The organism is Mesorhizobium sp. WSM4823, assembly GCF_055811195.1.
The window spans coordinates 1-264 of sequence record NZ_JBVVQL010000069.1 but is presented as its reverse complement, the minus strand read 5'-3'; the positions used below and the strand labels follow the sequence as shown (position 1 = coordinate 264).

Below are 264 nucleotides of genomic sequence, written 5' to 3'. Positions count from 1 at the left end.
TCCGGACAACAGCGACTGCGGGTCGGCGGCAAGCGGGTCTCTCAGGCCGGCAATATAGAATTGGCCATCGCGCATTTTTTGTTCGGCAACGATGATGCCCGGCTGGGTACTCAGCCGCGACACATAGGCCTGCCAGTGCTCCGCCGCGCGTGCTTCGGGGCTCAGGTCACGAACCTTGGAGATGTCAAATTCCGGTCCGCCTGCCGAAAGCTGTCGGGCCGCTGCGCGCGCCCGATCTATCCAGGTGTCGGGAGCCTCACCCTC

1 protein-coding gene is annotated in these 264 nt (G+C 64.0%); it reads right to left on the bottom strand.

Annotation, left to right across the window (positions count from 1 at the left end; genetic code table 11):
• Positions 1–264, bottom strand: a 264-nt coding sequence (locus tag AC0L26_RS32040; RefSeq protein ID WP_473636090.1) for a hypothetical protein, incomplete at both ends; no start/stop codon positions are given.